Genomic DNA, 19,863 nt, shown 5'->3' on the forward strand with positions numbered 1-19,863 from the left:
GCATGGCGCGGGAAGCCGCAGCCATCAGGCTGCGGATTCGCGCGACATGCGCTTGCGCTCGTGCTCGACGAGGTAGCGCTTGCGCAGACGCACGCTCTTGGGCGTGATCTCGACCAGCTCGTCGTCATCGATGAAGTCCACGCCGTACTCCAGCGTGAGGTCGATCGGCGGCGTGATCTTGATCGCGTCTTCCTTGCCGCTGACACGGAAGTTGGTCAGCTGCTTGGTGCGGGTGGCGTTGACCACCAGGTCGTTCTCGCGGTTGTGGATGCCGACGATCATGCCCTCGTAGACCGGATCATTGGCCTTGACGAACATGCGGCCGCGGTCGTCCAGCTTGCCCAGGGCGTAAGTGAAGATCTCACCGGCGTCCATGGAGATCAGCACGCCGTTCTTGCGGCCGCCGATCTCGCCCTTGTGCGGCTCGTAGCCGTCGAAGATGGAGGAGATCAGGCCCGAGCCACGCGTCAGGTTCATGAACTCGTTGGAGAACCCGATCAGGCCGCGGGCCGGGATGCGGTACTCGAGGCGCACACGGCCGTGGCCGTCCGGCTCCATATTGACCAGGTCGCCCTTGCGCAGACCCAGCGCCTGCATCACGCCACCCTGGTGGATTTCTTCCACGTCGGCCGTCACCAGCTCCATGGGCTCGCACTTCACGCCGTCAATGTCCTTGAACATCACGCGGGGCTTGGACACGGCCAGCTCGTAGCCTTCACGGCGCATGTTCTCCAGCAGGATGGTCAGGTGCAGTTCGCCGCGGCCGCAGACCTCGAAGACGCCGTCTTCGTCGGTTTCCTTCACGCGCAGGGCGACGTTGTGCTGCAGTTCCTTCTGCAGGCGGTCCCAGATCTGGCGGCTGGTGACGTACTTGCCTTCGCGACCGGCCAGCGGGCTGGTGTTGACGCAGAAGTTCATGGTCAGCGTCGGCTCGTCCACCTTCAGCATGGGCAGCGGCTGAGGATTGAGCGGGTCGGTGACGGTCACGCCGATCCCGACTTCGTCGATGCCGTTGATCAGCACGATATTGCCCGGGCCGGCCTCGGTGACCTGCACGCGGTCCAGACCCTGGAAGGTCAGCACCTGGTTGATGCGGCCGGTGACGGTCTTGCCATCCGGGCCTTCCATCACGGCCACGTTCATGCCGGGCTTGATGGTGCCCTGGCTGATGCGGCCCACGCCGATGCGGCCGACGAAGGTCGAGAAGTCCAGCGCCGAGATCTGCAGCTGCAGCGGTGCATCGGGGTCACCCTTCTGCGGCGGCACGTGCTTCAGGATGGTGTTGAAGAGGGCCGACATGTCGGGGCCCCACTGGGCGCCGGGCTCGCCCTCTTCCAGCGAGGTCCAGCCGTTGATGCCCGAGGCGTAGACCACGGGGAAGTCCAGCTGTTCGTCCGTGGCGCCGAGCTTGTCGAACAGGTCGAAGGCGGCGTTGATCACGGAGTCCGGCTTGGCGCCGGGCTTGTCCACCTTGTTGACCACGACGATGGGGCGCAGGCCCAGGGCCAGGGCCTTCTTGGTCACGAAGCGCGTCTGGGGCATGGGGCCCTCTTGCGCATCGATCAGCAGCACCACGCCGTCCACCATGGACAGGGCGCGCTCGACCTCGCCGCCGAAGTCCGCGTGGCCCGGGGTGTCCACGATGTTGATGTGGGTGCCTTCCCAGGACACGGCGCAGTTCTTGGCCAGGATGGTGATGCCGCGCTCGCGCTCGATGGCATTGCTGTCCATCACGGTGTCGACGACCTTCTCGTGGTCGGCGAAGGTGCCGCTCTGGCGCAGAAGCTGGTCCACCATGGTGGTCTTGCCATGGTCAACGTGGGCAATGATGGCGATGTTGCGGATTTGGGTGCTCATAAATGCTCGCTAGGTAATCGTCTTGCGGCGCGGAACCGAAGTGCCGCCGCGGGGCAGTCGTTGGGCCGGTCTGGCCGAGGAATCAGCCGGATCAGGTGCCGGGCCCGGCCAGGAGGGACTGCACCTCCTGCGGACTCAGCAGCCGATCGGCGATCAGCTCGCCGGCCTTCACGTGTGCGCTGCCCAGGAATGCTTGCGGTTCAGGTCCGTAGACCCTCACCTGCCCGGCATCTGCGGCGGCAACGCGTCGCCGCAGTCCCGAGAGGAATCGCCCGGCCTCGTCGGCATCCAGCCGAAGGGCGGGCCAGTCCTGCAGCAGGCTGTCCGGCGGGCGCAAGAGCGCCAGTCGCTCGTCTTCACTCATGGCCGCCAGGGCGTCCAGGGTGATGGCATCTTCCACCCGCAGCGGACCGCTGCCGGTGCGCCGCAGCGCGCTCAGGTGCGCGCCGCAGCCCAGCCGCTCGCCGATGTCCTCGCCCAGGGTGCGGATGTAGGTGCCCTTGGTGCATCGGACGGCAATGCGGAGTTGTTGGATCTCGCCATCCTGCCAGTCGAGGATGTCGATGCGATGAATGGTGACGCGCCGCGCCGGGCGCTCGATGGTGATGCCCTGCCGTGCATAGTCGTACAGCGCCTTGCCCTCGTGCTTGAGCGCCGAGTGCATGGGCGGGACCTGGTCAATCTCGCCCGTGAAGGCGGCGCAGGCGGCCTCGATCTGCTCGCGCGTCACGTTCACCGGGCGGCGCTGCAGGACCTCGCCCTCGGCGTCGCCGGTGCTGGTCTTGACGCCCAGCTGCAGCACGGCCTCGTAGGCCTTGTCGGCGTCCAGGCTGACCTGGCTGAACTTGGTGCCCGCGCCGAAGCACAGGGGCAGCAGGCCGGTGGCCAGCGGGTCCAGGGTGCCCGTGTGGCCGGCCTTCTCGGCGCGCAGCAGCCACTTCGCCTTCTGCAATGCGTCGTTGCTGGACAGGCCCAGGGGCTTGTCCAGCAGGAGCACGCCATGCACCGGCCGGCGCTGGATGCGCTGGCGCGGGGCACGGGCCGGCGCTGCGGGCGCCTGCTCGGGGGCGAGGTCGGGGGTACGGCTCAAGAGTCTCTTCTCAGGGATGGCGAGTCGGCGCGCGGCTCAGTCCTCGCGGTCGTCGTCTTCGTCCTTCACGCGGGTGGCATTGGCCTTGGCGATCAGGCTGCTCATCTCGGCCGCGCGCTCGATGCTGCGGTCGTAATGGAAATGCAGGGTGGGGACGGTGTGGATCTGCAGACGCTTGAACAGCCCGTTGCGCAGGAAGCCGGCGGCCTCGTTCAGCGCGGCGGCCGAGGCCTCCGGATCGCCGACCAGCACCGAGAAGAAGACCTTGGCGTGGGCGTAGTCCGGCGTCACCTCGACGGCATTGACCGTGGCCATGCCCACGCGGGGATCCTTCAGCTCACGGATGAGCTCGGAGAGGTCGCGCTGGATCTGGTCGGCCACACGGAAGCCGCGGTTGGGAATGGAACGCTTGTGTCGCATGGTGGATTCCTTTCAAGCACAAACCCCGCCGCATTGCTGAGGCGGGGTTTGTCGGCCGGGGCCCGCTTGCCTTGTTACAGCGTACGCGCCACTTCCTTGATTTCAAAGAACTCGAGCTGGTCGCCCTCGGCGATGTCGTTGTAGTTCTTGAGCTTGATACCGCACTCGAAGCCTTCCTTGACTTCCTTGACGTCGTCCTTCTCGCGGCGGACGGATTCGACCTCGCCCGTGTAGATGACGATGTTGTCGCGCAGCAGGCGGAACTTGGCGTTGCGGCGCACCAGGCCGGAGGTGACCATGGAGCCGGCCACCGTACCGATCTTGGAGGCCACGAAGACCACGCGGATCTCGGCCGTGCCCAGCGCTTCTTCTTTCTGCTCCGGCGCCAGCATGCCGCCCATCGCTGCCTTCACCTCATCCACGGCGTCGTAGATGATGTTGTAGTAGCGCAGGTCGACGCCGTTGTGCTCGGCCAGCTTGCGGGCACCCGCGTCAGCACGGGTGTTGAAGCCGATGATGATGGCCTTGGAGGCGATCGCCAGGTTGACGTCGGACTCGCTGATGCCACCCACGGCGGCGTGCACGATCTGCACCTTGACCTCGTCGGTCGAGAGCTTGAGCAGCGAAGCGGCCAGCGCTTCCTGCGAGCCTTGCACGTCGGCCTTGATGATCAGCGGCAGAGTCTGGACATCGCCGGCGGCCATGTCGGAGAACATGTTCTCCAGCTTGGCGGCCTGCTGCTTGGCCAGCTTGACGTCGCGGTACTTGCCTTGGCGGAAGGTGGCCACTTCACGGGCGCGGCGCTCGTCGCCCAGCACCATGAACTCGTCACCGGCCTGCGGCACTTCGGTCAGGCCCTGGATTTCCACCGGGATGGAAGGACCGGCTTCCTGGCAAGGCTTGCCGTCCTCGTCCAGCATGGCGCGCACGCGGCCGTAGGTCGAGCCGGCCAGCACCACGTCGCCGCGCTTGAGCGTACCGCTCTGCACCAGCACCGTGGCCACGGGGCCGCGGCCCTTGTCCAGCTTGGCTTCGATGACCAGGCCCTTGGCCATGGAGGCCACCGGGGCCTTGAGCTCCAGCACTTCGGCCTGCAGCAGGACTTGCTCCAGCAGGCTGTCGATGCCTTCGCCGGTCTTGGCGGACACGGGCACGAAGGGCGAATCGCCGCCGAATTCTTCCGGCACGACTTCCTCGGCCACCAGCTCGCTCTTCACGCGATCCAGGTTGGCGCCGGGCTTGTCGATCTTGTTGATCGCCACGACCAGGGGCACGCCGGCCGCCTTGGCGTGGTGGATGGCTTCCTTGGTCTGAGGCATGACGCCGTCATCGGCCGCGACGACCAGGATGACGATGTCAGTGGCCTTGGCACCGCGGGCACGCATGGCCGTGAAGGCCTCGTGACCCGGGGTGTCAAGGAAGCTGATCATGCCGCGCGGCGTGTCGACGTGGTAAGCGCCGATGTGCTGCGTGATGCCGCCGGCTTCGCCAGCCGCGACGCGGGCACGGCGGATGTAGTCCAGCAGCGAGGTCTTGCCGTGGTCGACGTGGCCCATGACGGTCACGACCGGTGCGCGCGGCAGCAGCTCGTGTTCCTTGTCGGCGTCGGCGCCCTCTTCTTCCAGGAAGGCATCCGGATCGTCCAGCTTGGCGGCAAACGCCTTGTGGCCCATTTCCTCGACCACGATCATGGCCGTTTCCTGGTCCAGCTGCTGGTTGATGGTGACCATCTGGCCCAGCAGCATCAGCTTCTTGATGACCTCGGACGCCTTGATGGACATCTTGTGGGCCAGGTCCGCGACCGAGATGGTCTCGGGCACGTGCACTTCCTGGATCACCGGTTCCGTCGGGGCGGCGTAGTTGCTGTTGCCACCGCGGTCGTTGCGGTCGCCACGGCGGCCTGCGCCACCCTTGGGCGCGCGCCAGCCCGGCGTGCTGCGAGCCGCACCAGCGGGAGCGGTGTCGCCACGGGTCTTGAGGCCGCGCTTCTTGGCGGCGTCATCGGCCCAGCTCGACGAGAGCTTCTCGCTCTTGACGGACTTCTTGTCCCCCGGCTTGGCGCCGGCACCGGCGTTGGCCGTGGCTGGCGTGGCAGCGCCCGGAGCGCCCGGCTTCTTGTGGATGGTGCCCTTGATTTCCTTGGCAGGCTCGGCGGGCTTGGGCTCTTCCTTCTTCGCGACCAGCACCTTCTTGGGTGCGTTCATCATCGCGCGGATGGCGGCGGCCTCGGCCTCGGCGGCCTTGCGGCGGCGTTCCAGGTCGGCCTGGCGCTGCTTTTCGTCGGCGGCGCTGTCACCGGCCTTGACGACGCGCAGCTGGGGCTTGGGCGGTTCGGCCGGTGCGGCGGCGGCAGCCACGGGCGCAGGCGCCGGGGCGGCCACGGGCGCGGGGGCCGGTGCAGCGGGTGCGGGCGCAGGCTTGCCTTCGGCGGCGGCCTTGGCGGTAGCTTCAGCAGCGGCCTTGGCGGCGGCTTCGGCGGCGGCCTTGGCGGCAGCTTCGGCAGCGGCCTTGGCTTCGGCCTCGGCGGCGATGCGAGCTTCCTCGTCGCGGCGGCGCTGTTCCTCAGCTTCGCGGGCGCGGCGCTCGGCTTCCTCACGCTCGCGCATGCGGGTCGCCAGCTCCTCTTCCTGCTTGCGCAGGGCGTCGGCCTGGGCGCGGGCTTCTTCCTCGCGGCGCTGCAGTTCGGCTTCCTGCTCGGCCTGCAGATTGGATTCATCCACGCCGGAGGCATCGTCACGCTTGACGAACACGCGCTTCTTGCGCACTTCGACCTGGATGGTGCGGGCCTTGCCGCTGGCATCGGCCTGCTTGATCTCGCTGGTCGACTTGCGGGTCAGCGTGATCTTCTTGCGTTCGGCGCTGCTGGTGCCATGCGCAGTGCGCAGGTAGTCCAGCAGACGCTCCTTGTCGGCTTCGTTGAGCGCATCTTCGGCAGACGCCTTCTTGACGCCGGCAGCCTGAAGCTGCTCAAGCAGCGTGCTGGCAGGCCTGTTCAGCTCTGCAGCAAACTGGGCGACGGTGGTCACAGCCATGTGGGGATCCTTCTGGGTAATCTGGGTGCGAATGGTTGCGTGCCTGCGGATCAGGCGTTGAACCAATGTTCGCGGGCCTTCATGATCATGGCGCGGGCCTGAGCCTCGTCCATGCCGGCCAGTTCAACGAGTTCATCGACGGCCAGGTCGGCCAGGTCGTCGCGGGTATGGATGTCACCGTCGGCGAGCTTGGCGATCAGGTCGGGCGTCACGCCCTCCAGATCGCGCAGGTCTTGGGACACTTCCTCGACCTTTTCCTCGCGGGCAATTTCCATGGTCAGCAGCGCATCCTTGGCACGGGCGCGCAACTCGTTGACTGTGTCCTCGTCGAAGGCCTCGACTTCCAGCATTTCCTGCATGGGCACATAGGCCACTTCTTCCAGGCTGGTGAACCCTTCGGCGATCAGGATATCGGCCACTTCCTCGTCCACATCGAGCTTGTCGACGAAGAGCTTGCGGACCGATTCCGACTCCTGAGCTTGCTTGGCGGCCGATTCCTCGGCCGTCATGATGTTGATGCGCCAGCCCGTCAGCTCAGAGGCCAGGCGCACGTTCTGACCACCGCGACCGATCGCGATGGCCAGGTTCTCTTCGTCCACGACCACATCCATGGCGTGGCGTTCCTCGTCCACCACGATGGACTGGACGTTGGCCGGCGCCAGGGCGCCGATCACGAACTGGGCGGGGTCTTCCGACCACAGCACGATGTCCACGCGCTCGCCGGCCAGCTCATTGGTCACGCCGTTGACGCGCGAACCGCGCACGCCCACGCAGGTGCCGATGGGGTCGACGCGCTTGTCGTGCGACAGCACGGCGATCTTGGCGCGCGAGCCGGAGTCACGGGCGCAGCTCTTGATCTCCAGCAGGCCCTGCTCGATCTCGGGCACCTCCTGGGCGAACAGCTCCTTCATGAATTCGGGGCTGGAGCGCGAGAGCATGATCTGCGGGCCACGCTGGGTGGGGTCCACGCCGAGGATCACGGCACGCACGCGGTCACCGGTGCGCAGGTTTTCCTTGGGGATCATCTCGTTGCGGCGCAGGCGCGCTTCCACGCGGCCAGACTCGGCAATGATGTCGCCCTTGTCCAGGCGCTTGACGGTGCCGATGAAGATCTTCTCGCCGCGCGAGAGGAAGTCGTTCAGCAGCTGCTCGCGCTCGGCGTCACGGATCTTCTGCAGGATGACCTGCTTGGCGGCCTGCGCGCCGATACGGCCGATGGGCACGGACTCGACAGGCTCTTCGATGTGGTCATCGATCTCGATGTCGGGGATCTGCTCCTGGGCTTCGAAGAGCAGGATCTCGGCGTCGGCGTTCTGCAGGCCGGCCTCGTTGGGCACGACGTGCCAGCGGCGGAAGGTCTCGTACTCGCCGGAGTCACGGTCGATGGCCACACGGATGTCGACCTCACCGCCATACAACTTCTTGGTGGCCGAAGCCAGGGCCGCTTCCACGGCACCAAACACCACATCGCGCTCCACGCTCTTCTCGCGGGAGATGGCGTCCACCAGCATCAACAGTTCGCGGTTCATTGATCGAGACCTCCGTCAACCTTGTCATCCTGATCGGCAGTCTCGACAGACTGCCGGGCCTTGGCGTTGCTCTGCTTCTTCTTCGCAGGTTTCGCGGCCTTGGCCTTCATTGCTGCGGCCTGCCCGGGAGTGGCAGCGCCCTTGGGGGCGGCATTGCGCCCCTTGAAAGTGATTTCTGGAACCAGCTTGGCGCTGCGGACCTCGTCCAGCGCGAAGTCCAGGGCCTGCTCGGTCTTGCCGTCGATGAAGACCACGCGCCAGCCCTCGCCCTCGGCAGACAGGACGCCGCGGTACTTCTTGCGGCCCTGGAAGGCCTCGCGCAGGGTGATCTCGACCTCGTGGCCGGCAAAGCGCTGGTAATCAGCCAGCTTGTTGAGCGGACGATCCACCCCCGGCGAGGACACCTCAAGCCGGGCGTAATCTGCACCTTCCACCTCCAGCACGTACTGCAACTGGCGCGTCACGCGCTCGCAGTCGTCCACCGTGATCACCTCACCGGCCAGCGCCTGCTCAGGCAGCTTGTCGATGTAGACGCGCAGCAAACCGCCGGCACTGCGCTCGCAGTCCACCAGCTCGTAACCCAGACCGGTCACGGTTTTCTCTACAGCAGCTTGCCAATTCGTCATGCGTTCGGTGTGGGCTTCTAGTCTCTCGAGGAGCAAAAAAACAGCAGTCAAAAAGCGCCTGAAGCTCTGCCGCACGGGCACGTTGACTCGGCTTTCGCCGGGCCAGCGCGGACTCCCCGCACCGCAGAGCACTCAAGCGGTCGCTCGACCGATGACCCGCGCCTCAAGGACCCAGGCCACCCATCAAACAGAAAACTTCAGAACAAAAGTTCCATCGCCAGATCAAGCAAAAAAAATGGGCTGGAAAAATCCGCCCACATCTGAGTGCCATTCAAGTTCATGAAAGCACCCTCTGCCAGACATGCACCTGGTGCATGCCGCCTGAAGCTTCTTGCGCTGTGCCTTCAACCAACCGGCACCGCCGCCAATCAAACCAACAGGCGCTTCACTTATTCAGCGAAGCCAGGATTGTACTATGCAAGCACCATGCCCGCAAGAACCCGGCTTGCCCTGAAACGAGGCCGTGCGAGAATCCCGCGCTGATTTGAACATTGATACCAAGGAGCAGACATGGGATTTCTCGCCGGCAAGCGCCTGCTGATCACGGGCGTCCTTTCGAACCGGTCGATTGCCTATGGCATTGCCAAGGCCTGCCACCGCGAAGGCGCCGAGCTGGCCTTCAGCTATGTGGGCGAGCGCTTCAAGGACCGCATCACCGAATTCGCTGCCGAATTCGACTCCAAGCTGGTCTTCGAATGCGACGTCTCCAGCGACGAGCAGATCGACAGCCTTTTCGCCCAGCTGGGCGAGGTCTGGCCCGAGTTTGACGGCTTCGTGCATTCCATCGGTTTCGCCCCCCGCGAGGCCATTGCCGGCAATTTCCTGGACGGCCTGACCCGCGAGAATTTCCGCATCGCCCACGACATCTCGGCCTACAGCTTCCCGGCCATGGCCAAGGCCGCCGCGCCGCGCCTGCGTGCGGGCGCCTCGCTGCTGACCCTGTCCTACCTGGGTGCGGACCGCTACGTGCCGAACTACAACACCATGGGTTTGGCCAAGGCTTCGCTGGAATCCAGCGTGCGCTACCTGGCCTATGCCCTGGGCGAGCGCAACATCCGCGTCAACGGCATCTCCGCCGGCCCCATCAAGACCCTGGCCGCCTCGGGCATCAAGGACTTCGGCAAGCTGCTGACCCAGTTCGCCGCCACCACGCCCATCCGCCGCAACGTGACCATCGAGGATGTGGGCAACACCGCCGCCTTCCTCTTCTCCGACCTGTCGGCCGGCATCAGCTCCGAAGTGATCTACGTCGACGGCGGCTTCAGCCACGTGGCCTTGAGTGGGGAGTGACCCCCCTACCGGCTTCGCCGGCCCCCCAAGGGGGGCGAGCTTGAGGGCCCGGCGGAGCCGGATCCCCAAGCTCCGCTGAGGAAACAAAACGGGACTACGTTGGTCCCGTTTTGTTTTTCAAGGCACGCGCTTCGGGGCGAACCTGACGATTGCGCCGAAGTCGATGTCGGACCATCAACGCATCGAACTCCACCCCACAAAACAAAACGGGACCATCGAGTCCCGTTTTGTTTTTCAGGCACGGAGCTTGGGGATCCGGCTTTGCCGGGCCCTCAAGCTCGCCCCCTTGAGGGGGCCGGCGAAGCCGGTAGGGGGTGGTCAATCGCGAACACAATCGACGAAGTAGTGCGACTTGCCGTTCTCGTCCTTCTCCTCGACGAGGCCATGGACATCGGTGGCGAAGCCGGGGAACTTGACGTTGAACTCGCGGGTGAACTTGAGGTAGTCGACGATCTTCTTGTTGAAGCGCTCGCCAGGAATCAGCAGCGGGATGCCGGGCGGGTAAGGCGTCAGCAGGGAGGTCGTGACGCGGCCTTCGAGCTTGTCGATCTCCACGCGCTCGGTGCGGCGGTGCGCGATGTGGGCGTAGGCGTCGCTGGGCTTCATGGCGGGCTCGAGGTCCGAGAGGTAGACCTCGGTCGTCAGGCGGGCGATGTCGCCACGGGCATAGGCCTCGTGAATGCTCTGGCAGAGGTCGCGCAGGCCCATGCGCTCGTAGCGCGGCTGGGCGGCGCAGAACTCCGGCATGATGCGCCACAGCGGCGCGTTCCTGTCGTAGTCGTCCTTGAACTGCTGCAGCGCCGTCAGCAGGGTGTTCCAGCGGCCCTTGGTGATGCCGATGGTGAACAGGATGAAGAAGGAGTACAGCCCCGTCTTCTCCACCACCACGCCGTGCTCGGCCAGGAACTTGGTGACGATGCTGGCGGGGATGCCGGTCTTGGCGAACTTGCCGCTCATGTCCAGCCCCGGCGTGATCACCGTGGACTTGATCGGGTCCAGCATGTTGAAGCCGGCGGCCAGATTGCCGAAGCCGTGCCACTTCTGGTTGGCCTTGAGCATCCAGTCCGCGGGCTTGCCGATGCCCTCATCGACCAGCTTGTCCGGACCCCAGACCTTGAACCACCAGTCCTTGCCGTAGTCGGCCTCGACCTTGCGCATGGCGCGGCGGAAGTCCAGGGCCTCGGCGATGCTCTCCTCCACCAGGGCCGGGCCGCCCGGCGCGTCCATCATGGCCGCGGCCACATCGCAGCTGGCGATGATGGAGTACTGCGGACTGGTCGAGGTGTGCATCAGGTACGCCTCGTTGAACAGGTGCTTGTCCAGCTTGACGTTCTGCGCGTCCTGCACGAGCACCTGCGAGGCCTGGCTGATGCCGGCCAGCAGCTTGTGCGTGGACTGCGTGGCATAGACCATGGCCTCCTTCGGCCGCGCGCGGTTCTTGCCCATCGCGTGGTAGGAACCGTAGAAGGTATGGAAGGCGGCGTGCGGCAGCCAGGCTTCGTCGAAGTGCAGCGTGTCGATCCAGCCGTCCAGCTTCTGCTTGATGGTCTCGGTGTTGTAGAGCACACCGTCGTAGGTGCTCTGGGTCAGCGTCATGATGCGCGGCTTGACCTTCTTGGCGTCCACGCCCTTGAGCAGCGGGTTCTTGGCGATCTTCTTGCGGATGTTCTCCGGGGCGAACTCGCTCTCGGGGATGGGGCCGATGATGCCGTAGTGGTTGCGCGTAGGCGTCATGAAGACCGGCACCGCGCCGGTCATGATGATGCTGTGCAGGATGCTCTTGTGGCAGTTGCGGTCCACCACCACCACGTCGCCCGGGGCCACCGTGTGGTGCCACACCATCTTGTTGGACGTGGACGTGCCGTTGGTGACGAAGAAGCAGTGGTCGGCATTGAAGATGCGCGCAGCATTCTTCTCCGACTCCGCCACCGGGCCCGTGTGATCCAGCAGCTGACCCAGCTCCTCCACGGCATTGCAGACGTCGGCGCGCAGCATGTTCTCGCCGAAGAACTGGTGGAACATCTGACCCACCGGGCTCTTCAGGAAGGCGACGCCGCCCGAGTGGCCGGGGCAGTGCCAGGAGTAGGAGCCGTCCTGGGCATAGTCCATCAGCGCCTTGAAGAAGGGGGGCGCCAGGCCGTCCAGGTAGCTCTTGGCCTCGCGGATGATGTGGCGGGCCACGAACTCCGGCGTGTCCTCGAACATGTGAATGAAGCCATGCAGCTCGCGCAGCACGTCGTTGGGCAAGTGCTGCGAGGTGCGGGTCTCGCCGTAGACGTAGATGGGGATGTCCGCATTCTTGAAGCGGATCTCCTCAATGAACTTGCGCAGGTTCAGCACCGCCGGATCCAGCTCGGGGCCGGGAGTGAACTCCTCGTCATCGATGGACAGAATGAAGGCGCTGGCCCGGCTCTGCTGCTGGGCGAACTGCGACAAGTCGCCGTAGCTGGTCACGCCCAGCACCTCGAAGCCTTCCTTCTGGATGGCGTCGGCGAGGGCACGGATGCCCAGACCCGAGGTGTTCTCGGAGCGGTAGTCCTCGTCGATGATGACGATGGGGAAACGGAAACGCAGCATTTCAGGGCCCTCCGGGAACACGGGCGAAAAATCAAAGGCGCGAAGTGTAGGGCTAGCAGCTGACAGCGCAAGATCCAATTTCGCTTTGTCGCACAAACAGAACGGCAAGCCGGCAAAAGCCGGGCGATACACTCAGTTCACATCATGAAATAAAGGAGGACGAGATGGGATTCGACGCTTCGACCTGGTGGTGGATTGCCACCGGCATCCTGGTCGCCACGGAGCTCTACACGGGCACCTTCTACCTGCTGATGCTGGCCATCGGTACGGCCTGCGCAGCCCTTTCGGCCCATGCCGGCCTGGCCAGCGTGGGGCAGATGATCACCGCCGCCCTCGTCGGCGGCCTGGCCGTCACGCTGTGGCACCGCCGCCAGCTGGCGCGCCGCAGCCAGGAGCCGCAAGCCCCGGCAGGCCACAACCCTGACGTGCTGCTGGACATCGGCCAGCAGGTGCAGGTGGACGCCTGGCAGCCCGGCGGCCATGCCACCGTGCGCTACCGCGGCGCCAGCTGGCAGGCCCGCTACGCCGGCAGCGCCACGCCGCAGTCCGGCATGCACACCATCCGCGGCGTCGACGGCAGCACGCTGCTGCTGGACGCCTGAAGCCCTGCCCCGCTCCATTCATCAAGAACCCCAAGGAGGATTCATGGAACTCATCGCGCTGGTGATCCTCATCGCCGCAGCCATCTTCGTCATCCAGTCCGTCAAGGTCGTGCCCCAGCAGAACGCCTGGGTGGTCGAGCGCCTGGGCAAGTACCACGCCACCCTCACCCCGGGTCTGAGCTTTCTGGTGCCCTTCGTGGACCGCCTGGCCTACCGCCACTCACTGAAGGAGATCCCGCTGGACGTGCCCAGCCAGATCTGCATCACCAAGGACAACACCCAGCTGACGGTGGACGGCATCCTGTACTTCCAGGTCACCGACCCCATGCGTGCGAGCTACGGCTCCAGCAACTACATCATCGCCATCACCCAGCTGGCGCAGACCACGCTGCGTTCGGTGATCGGCCGCATGGAGCTGGACAAGACCTTCGAGGAGCGCGAGATCATCAACAGCGCCGTGGTGCAGGCCCTGGACGAGGCCGCCCTCAACTGGGGCGTCAAGGTGCTGCGCTACGAGATCAAGGACCTGACCCCGCCGGCCGAGATCCTGCGCGCCATGCAGGCCCAGATCACCGCCGAGCGTGACAAGCGCGCCCTGATCGCCGCCTCGGAAGGCCGCCGCCAGGAGCAGATCAACATTGCCACCGGCGAGCGCGAGGCCTCCATCGCCCGCTCCGAAGGCGAGAAGCAGGCGGAGATCAACAAGGCCGAGGGCGAGGCCGCCGCCATCCTGGCCGTGGCCGGTGCCAGCGCCGAGGCCATCCGCCAGATCGCCGCGGCCATCCAGTCCCCCGGCGGCGAGCAGGCCGTGCAGCTGAAGGTGGCCGAGAAGGCGGTCGAGGCCTATGCCCAGCTGGCCCAGAAGAACAACACCATGATCGTGCCCAACAACATGGGCGAGGTCTCCGGCCTGATCGGCACGGCGATGGCCCTGATCAAGGGCAGCAAGGCCTGAACTCCGCCCCGGCCGCCGGCCCCTCGGGAAGCCTCTGCAGAAAATATTCAAAAATTTGCGGAAGTTTCCTGGCGGCCCAAAAAACTGCGCTATGATGGCGGGCTTCGGAGAGATGGATGAGTGGTTTAAGTCGCACGCCTGGAAAGCGTGTGTGGGTTAACAGCCCACCGCGGGTTCGAATCCCGCTCTCTCCGCCAAGAACCACGCAAGAACGGACCCTCGGGTCCGTTTTTCGTTTCCGGGGCATGGGGGCAACGTGGGGGCAACGTGGGAACACGGAGGCCATGGAAGGCCGATAGGGTCGGCACGCCTTGCTCAGCCGCAAGCAGGTCATACTCGCGTCGCCCTCAACGATTGACCCCGGGGGTGACGCACTGACACACCCCGCATGCCTTCATCGCCTTCCACGATGCCGTCGCAGGCGCCAGGCCTGACTGGCCTCGGCGTCAAGGGCGCCGCGCTGCACCAGCAGGCCACCGCCGAGCTCGCCGTCGCGCTGCTGCGCCCCACCGTCCCGGAGCACGAGATTCACCAGCACCAGCATGCGGACATGCACCTGGTGCTGCTGCTGGCCGGGACTTACGTCAGTGATGCGGCCGGCATGCCCGCCCTGTGCACAGAGCCTGCCGTCATCCTGAATCCGCCCGGCACCGAGCATCGCGACCGCTTTCGCTCTCACGACGGCCTGTTCCTGACGGTGACGATGCCCGCCGCCGTGCTGGAGCGCCTGAGCAATGGCCGCTCGGTCGGCGATGAGCCGCGCCGGCTGCCGCGGCGTTCGCTGGCCTGCGCGCTGTCGCTGCTGCCCGAGGTCCGGCGCTGGGAGCCGGCGTCGCCGCTGGCCATCGAGACCATCGTCACCGAACTGGTGGCGGACGCACTGCCGCGACCGCTGCCCAAGATCGGCGACAAGCTCCAGCGTGTCCTGGACCGTCTGGAAGCCGACGGCCTGCCCGTCCCCACGCTGGAGGAGCTCGCTTCGATCGCCGATCTGCACCCGGTCTACCTGGCACGAGCCTTCCGCAAGCGCCATGGCATCGCCCCCAGCGACTATCTGCGCAGGCTGCGGCTGCACAGGGCGGTGTCGCTCATCGTGCGACGTCGCCCCTTGAGCTTCGTCGCCACGGAGCTCGGCTTCTTCGACGAAAGCCATCTGCACCGCTGCTTCGTGGCGGAGTTCGGCATCACGCCGGGGGCGTTCCGGCAGCTCGCACTCAGCCGCGCCGAGGTTTCCCACGTACAAGATGCCCGCCTGAGGCGCCGATAGCATCAGGGCACACAAGGACCCCTCATGCATCGCACCCTACTCTGCTTCACCCTCGCCGTGGCCTCGCTCACCGCTGCCACCGCTGCCACCGACGCTGCCACGGCGCAGACGGCCCCGCCCGCCCGCTTCGAGCAGGCCCAGAAGAACGTCGAACAGGGCCGCTACAAGGCCATCACCAGCATCCTGGTCGCCCAGGAGGGCCGGGTGGTGTACGAGCACTACTTCGACGCCGAGGGCGCCGAAGCGCGCCGCAACACCCGCTCGGCCACCAAGACGGTAGCCGGCATGCTGGCAGGCCTGGCCGTCGCGGATGGCCGCATGAGCGGCAGCTCGCGAATCTTTGACCTGCTGCCGGCGCAGCGTCGCGCCCGGATGCTGCATCCAGATCCACGCAAGCTGGCGATCAGCGTCGAGGACCTGTTGACGATGTCCTCGCTGGTCGAGTGCAACGACGACAACCAGTTCTCCCGCGGCCATGAGGAGCGCATGTACCTCGTCGAGGACTGGGTGCAGTTCTATGCGGACCTGCCGGTGCAGGGCTTCCCAGCCTGGATGCCCAAGCCGGCGGACTCGCCGCACGGCCGCAGCTTCCGCTATTGCACCGCCGGCGTGACCACGCTGGGGGACGTCATCCAGAGCGCCGTGCGGGAACCGCTCGACGCCTATGCCCAGCGCCGCCTGTTCGATCCCCTGGGCATCCACGCCCCCGAGTGGCAGCACTCGCCGCTGGGGCTCGCCCAGGCCGGAGGCGGGCTGGGCCTGCGCACCCGCGACCTCTGGAAGCTCGGCCAGCTCTACCTGGATGGCGGACGGGCCGGGGGCCAGCAGCTCATCCCCGCGGACTGGGTCCGGCGCTCGCTGGCACCGCAGGCTGCGGCGCGCGAGGATGCCGACTACGGCTACCTGTGGTGGCTGATGAAGATCCCCTTCGGCGCCTCAACCCTCACGGCGCCCACGATGGCGGGCAACGGCGGCAACGCGGTCTTCCTCCTGCCCGAGAAGCGCGCCGTGGTCGTGATCACCACGAGCAACTACAACGAGCGGCAGCCCCACCTCCACACCTTCAAGCTGCTGACCCAGGACCTGCTGCCGGCACTCTAGGCCGCGCGCCGGTCAATCGCCCGGCTCTGCCGAACTGCGCACGCCCAGCAACCCGGCCTCCAGCGACTGCGCCAGGGGCTGCTGCAGCGCCTGCCGCAAGGACTCCGGCGTGGCCAGCCCCTGGTTCGACAGCATCACCCAGCGGTTGCGGCCGGCGCGCTTGCCCTCGTAGAGCGCGAGGTCGGCCAGCGCGACGAGCTCGGGCCACAGGCCGGGATCGCTACCGGGCATGAAGGGCAGACAGACCGCCCCGACGGTGGAGGTGACGGGCAGCGTGTCGCCGCGCTGAAGCGCAAAGGGGCTGCCGTTGATGGCCTCCAGGATGCGCGTGGCGAGCTGGGCGCCGTGCTGGGCGGTGTCGAGCCGGGCGACCAGCAGGAACTCCTCGCCGCCCCAGCGCACCAGCAGGTCCGTGTCTCGCGTCACGGCCTGGAGGCGCCGTGCCAGCTCGACCAGCACCTCGTCCCCCACGCCATGGCCGAAGCGGTCGTTGACCGACTTGAAGTGGTCGACATCAAAGAGATAGATGCCCAGCGCCGCCTCCGGGTGCCGGTGCCGCGCCCGCTCCAGGGAGGCCAGCTCGCGCCCGACCTGCTGCTCCAGGAAGCGGCGGTTGCCCAGCTGGGTCAGCGTGTCGACCAGGCTCATGCGCTCGAACTGCTCGGCCAGCCTCTTCTTCGAACGCCAGCTCAGGCCGATCAGCAGCAGCACGGCCAGCAGCAGCAAGGACAGCGCGATGAAGGTGTTCTGGCGCTGGGCTGCGGTGGCATCGCGCTCGCGCTGCAGCGCCTGCTGCTGCTCGAGGACCAGGCTCTTGAACTCCGACTCGCGCTGCAGCCGGCGCAGCTCGGCATTGGAGGCCGCCGTGGACCCGCGGCGGCGCAGCTGGGGCTCCAGCTTCTCGAAGAACAGGGTGCGCAGGCCCTTCAGTCCGGCGAGCGCGATCGCGGGATCGTCGATATGGGACAGGCGCTTGTAGACGTCCAGCTGCACCTCGGTGGCGGTGTCAGGGTGCAGGCTCAGGCAGTCGCTCAAGGCATGCCCGGGCTGCAGGCGGCGGCCCGCCAGCTGCCGGTAGCAGCTCAGGTACTGCCGCACGGCGGGAGCCGCGTTGCCAGGGCCCTCCCGACCGGCGCGCGCCAGGTAGGCACGGGCGCGCTCGTTCTGGCGCAGCTCGGCCGCAGCCAGCGCGGCAAAGGCCAGCGCATCCTCGGTATAGGGATTGGGCTCGGCCAGCACCCGATCGAAGTGCTGCAAGGCGTTGGCATAGTCGCCCAGATGCAGCGCATAGGCGATGCCGCGGTTGAACTCGGTGAGCTGCATGCTTTCGCGCAGCACGGCCTTGTCGATGTCGCCCGTGGGCTCCTCCAGCATCCGCGCCAGGCGCTCGCGGTTGCTGGCCAGCAGCGCGATGCCCTTGCGGACATAGCCCTCGTCTCCATTGACGATGTAGCTGGTCGCCGTGTTCATCATCAGGTCGGTCAGCAGCCCCACATCGCTGACCGGCGCCACCGCCAGCGCGGCCTCCAGATTCTCGAAGGCGCCGCCGATGTCCCCGAGCTCCGACTGCCGCCAGGCAATCTCCTGCAGCAGCAGCGCCTCCATGCCGGGATTGCGACGGCTGCGCGCTTCCTGGGTCAGCAGCAGCAGCTGCGGCAGCTGCTCCTGCGGGCCGGACTTCGTGGCGAGGATGCAGTGCGCCCGGAACAGGAGATCTTCCGCCAGCGGCGGATGCTGGCGGCACAGGGAAGCCGCCTCGGTGTGACGGTTGGCGAAGTAGTACTCGCTGAACAGCAGGCGCTGGCTGCGGTAGCGCTCCGGGGCGTCGAGCGATCCGGCCAGGCGCTCCTGCAGCCAGCGCAGCCGCGCCTCCAGCGAGGGTTCGTCGGCATAGACCGCTGGCGGGGCCGGCAGCGCACGCACCTGCTCGAACGTGAGCGCAGCCCGCACTTGGGAAGCCCCTGGGGAGGGCAGCTGGGACTGTGCTTGGGCCTGTGCTTGGGCCTGCACCTGCGATGCCGCCAGGCCGCCCAGCAACAGGCTCAGGCCCGCAGCTACAACACGGGCAGCAGGCCAGCCGCTCTTGCAGGCGGGCGCAGGCGCAGTCGTGGTGAGCAGTTCAACAGCCAAGTTTCGCGACCTGGGACAGGACAAGCAGGGCCTGCCATGGTAGGACGCAGCCCTTCCTGCACCAGGCCGCAGGGCCGCCGGCTCCGTGCGATCCTGCCGTTCTTCAGCTCAGACCAGCACCTCCAGGCAGCCTGGATGCCCGAGGAAGCCCTGCGGACTCGCGCTGGCCCCATAGGCCCCCGACTGGTAGACCACCACCAGGTCCCCCTCCTGGGCCACCGGCAGCATCATGCGTTCGGCCAGCAGGTCCAGCGGCGTGCACAGCGGGCCCACCACATGGACGGACTCGGTGGCCGGTTCGCCCATGCGGTTGCCGATGGCCACGGGGTAGTTCTTGCGGATCACCTGCCCGAAGTTGCCGGAGGCGGCCAAGTGGTGGTGCAGGCCGCCATCGGTCACGAGAAAGACCTGACCCCGTGACACCTTGCGGTCCAGCACGCGGGCCACATAGAGCCCCGCCTCGCCCACCAGATAGCGCCCGAGCTCCAGCACCAGGTGCGCCTCGGGCATCTCGCGCCCGGCCCTGGCCTGCAGCTCGGCCAGGTTGGCGGCCACGGGGCCCAGGTCCAGCGGCTGCTCGCCGGGGAAATAGGGAATGCCGAAGCCACCGCCCAGGTTGAGGTGGCGCACGGGCGCAGGCGCGTCCGCGGCCAGGCGCAGGGCCAGCTGGTAGCTCAGGCGCTGAGCCTCGCAGATCGCCTCGGCGCGCAGGTTCTGCGAGCCCGCGAAGAGATGGAAGCCCTCGAACTGCAGCCCCAGACGGCCGATCTCGGCCAGCAGGCGCGGCACGTCCTCGGCATCGACCCCGAACTGCCTGGGTCCGCCGCCCATGCGCATGCCCGAGCCCTTGAGCTCGAAGTCCGGGTTCACGCGCACGGCCACGCGCGCCGGTCGGCCCAGGTCCTGCGCGGCCTGCGCCAGCAGCGGCAGCTCGCGGAAGGACTCCACGTTGACCAGCACGCCCGCCTCCACCGAGGCCCGCAGCTCCTGCGCCCGCTTGCCCGGCCCCGCAAAGCTCATGTGCCGCGGATCCGCCCCCTGGGCCAGCGCCACCTGCATCTCGCCGGCGGAGGCCACGTCGATCCCGTCCACCAGGCCCACCATGCAGGCCACCAGGGCCGGCAGGGGGTTGGCCTTCATCGCGTAATGAAGGTGCAGGCCCGCCGGCAAGGCCTCGCGCAGCGCGGCCACGCGGGCTTGCAGCAGGGATCGCTCGTAGACGTAGAAAGGCGTCTGGCCGAGCGAGGCCGCCAGCTCGCTCAGCGGCCGTCCCCCGACGATGAGCTCATGGCCCCGGACCGGGAACTGGTGCATTGGCGCATGCACCGGCAGAGCGCGGGTGGGGGTGGCGGCGGAGGGTGTGTCCATGAAGGCGATGGGCAGGAAG

At 66.9% G+C, this 19,863-nt stretch carries 13 protein-coding genes, 1 tRNA gene and 1 pseudogene; 6 read left to right on the top strand and 9 right to left on the bottom strand.

Going from position 1 to position 19,863, the window contains the following annotated elements:
• Positions 1-24: 24 nt before the first annotated feature.
• From typA to rimP, 6 genes and pseudogenes are all read right to left on the bottom strand, one after another.
• The gene (gene typA, locus O9Y01_RS19160; RefSeq protein WP_269633206.1) at positions 25-1,857 is read right to left on the bottom strand and encodes a translational GTPase TypA; all 1,833 of its coding nucleotides are present in this window, start codon (positions 1,855-1,857) and stop codon (positions 25-27) included.
• A 91-nt stretch (positions 1,858-1,948) separates the two neighbouring features.
• Positions 1,949-2,947 carry a tRNA pseudouridine(55) synthase TruB gene (truB, locus tag O9Y01_RS19165; RefSeq protein WP_442952775.1) on the bottom strand — a complete coding sequence of 333 codons (999 nt, stop codon included), beginning with the start codon at positions 2,945-2,947 and terminating at the stop codon, positions 1,949-1,951.
• A gap of 36 nt (positions 2,948-2,983) precedes the next feature.
• A complete protein-coding gene (rbfA, locus tag O9Y01_RS19170; protein WP_183104992.1) occupies positions 2,984-3,367 on the bottom strand; it encodes a 30S ribosome-binding factor RbfA in 384 nt (127 codons plus the stop codon).
• A 74-nt stretch (positions 3,368-3,441) separates the two neighbouring features.
• On the bottom strand, positions 3,442-6,399 hold the full coding sequence (gene infB / locus O9Y01_RS19175) for a translation initiation factor IF-2 (RefSeq protein ID WP_269633207.1): 2,958 nt from the start codon (positions 6,397-6,399) through the stop codon (positions 3,442-3,444).
• 50 nt (positions 6,400-6,449) lie between these two features.
• The gene (nusA, locus tag O9Y01_RS19180; RefSeq protein WP_269633208.1) at positions 6,450-7,928 is read right to left on the bottom strand and encodes a transcription termination factor NusA; all 1,479 of its coding nucleotides are present in this window, start codon (positions 7,926-7,928) and stop codon (positions 6,450-6,452) included.
• 143 nt (positions 7,929-8,071) lie between these two features.
• Positions 8,072-8,554 (bottom strand): annotated as a pseudogene (rimP, locus tag O9Y01_RS19185) (ribosome maturation factor RimP); the annotation flags it as partial.
• A 510-nt stretch (positions 8,555-9,064) separates the two neighbouring features.
• Here rimP and fabI point away from each other — a divergent pair.
• Complete coding sequence (gene fabI, locus O9Y01_RS19190) at positions 9,065-9,844, top strand: enoyl-ACP reductase FabI (protein WP_269633209.1); 780 nt, start codon at positions 9,065-9,067, stop codon at positions 9,842-9,844.
• A gap of 318 nt (positions 9,845-10,162) precedes the next feature.
• On the opposite strand, the gene O9Y01_RS19195 is transcribed toward fabI, so the two are convergent.
• Complete coding sequence (locus tag O9Y01_RS19195) at positions 10,163-12,421, bottom strand: arginine/lysine/ornithine decarboxylase (RefSeq protein WP_269633210.1); 2,259 nt, start codon at positions 12,419-12,421, stop codon at positions 10,163-10,165.
• 164 nt (positions 12,422-12,585) lie between these two features.
• Between O9Y01_RS19195 and O9Y01_RS19200 the strand changes: the two genes are divergently transcribed.
• From O9Y01_RS19200 to O9Y01_RS19220, 5 genes are all read left to right on the top strand, one after another.
• Positions 12,586-13,023 carry an NfeD family protein gene (locus tag O9Y01_RS19200; protein ID WP_269633211.1) on the top strand — a complete coding sequence of 146 codons (438 nt, stop codon included), beginning with the start codon at positions 12,586-12,588 and terminating at the stop codon, positions 13,021-13,023.
• A 43-nt stretch (positions 13,024-13,066) separates the two neighbouring features.
• A complete protein-coding gene (locus O9Y01_RS19205; protein ID WP_269633212.1) occupies positions 13,067-13,978 on the top strand; it encodes an SPFH domain-containing protein in 912 nt (303 codons plus the stop codon).
• 106 nt (positions 13,979-14,084) lie between these two features.
• Positions 14,085-14,175 (top strand) — tRNA-Ser (locus tag O9Y01_RS19210).
• Positions 14,176-14,387: 212 nt separating this feature from the next.
• The gene (locus O9Y01_RS19215) at positions 14,388-15,245 is read left to right on the top strand and encodes a helix-turn-helix transcriptional regulator (RefSeq protein ID WP_269633213.1); all 858 of its coding nucleotides are present in this window, start codon (positions 14,388-14,390) and stop codon (positions 15,243-15,245) included.
• Between the two features lie 24 nt (positions 15,246-15,269).
• The gene (locus tag O9Y01_RS19220; protein ID WP_269633214.1) at positions 15,270-16,346 is read left to right on the top strand and encodes a serine hydrolase domain-containing protein; all 1,077 of its coding nucleotides are present in this window, start codon (positions 15,270-15,272) and stop codon (positions 16,344-16,346) included.
• 12 nt (positions 16,347-16,358) lie between these two features.
• Here the strand turns inward: O9Y01_RS19220 and O9Y01_RS19225 are convergent, their stop codons facing one another.
• Positions 16,359-18,476, bottom strand: coding sequence for a GGDEF domain-containing protein (locus tag O9Y01_RS19225; protein WP_269633215.1), 2,118 nt, complete (start codon positions 18,474-18,476; stop codon positions 16,359-16,361).
• 108 nt (positions 18,477-18,584) lie between these two features.
• On the bottom strand, positions 18,585-19,844 hold the full coding sequence (locus tag O9Y01_RS19230; RefSeq protein ID WP_269633216.1) for a pyridoxal-dependent decarboxylase, exosortase A system-associated: 1,260 nt from the start codon (positions 19,842-19,844) through the stop codon (positions 18,585-18,587).
• Positions 19,845-19,863 lie beyond the last annotated feature (19 nt).

It is taken from the genome of Pelomonas sp. BJYL3 (genome assembly GCF_027257975.1).
In the GTDB taxonomy this organism is placed as follows: Bacteria; Pseudomonadota; Gammaproteobacteria; order Burkholderiales; family Burkholderiaceae_C; genus Roseateles_B; species Roseateles_B flavus.